The sequence below is a fragment of the Streptomyces sp. O3 genome (assembly GCF_054788135.1).
Window position 1 is genome coordinate 1 of the sequence record NZ_JBTVYK010000160.1, and the last position, 320, is coordinate 320.

1 protein-coding gene is annotated in these 320 nt (G+C 69.4%); it reads left to right on the top strand.

The window, feature by feature from the left end; translation table 11 throughout:
* Positions 1-320, top strand: a 320-nt coding sequence (locus ACX6XY_RS30155; RefSeq protein WP_460337828.1) for a carboxyl transferase domain-containing protein, incomplete at both ends; no start/stop codon positions are given.

Here is a 320-nt window from a genome sequence, read left to right on the forward strand (position 1 = left end):
CACTTCGCGTACGACGACGAGGAGACCTGCCTCGCCGAAGTCCGCTACCTGCTCTCGATGCTCCCCTCCAACAACCGTGAGAACCCGCCGCACGTCGCATCCGACGACCCCGCGGACCGGCACAGCGACGCGCTGCTCGACCTCGTACCGGCGGACGGCAACCGCCCGTACGACATGCACCGGGTGATAGAGGAGCTGGTCGACGACGGCGATTACCTGGAGATCCACGAGCGCTGGGCCCGCAACATCGTGTGCGCCCTGGCCCGCCTGGACGGGCGGGTGGTCGGGATCGTCGCCAACCAGCCGCAGTCGCTGGCCGG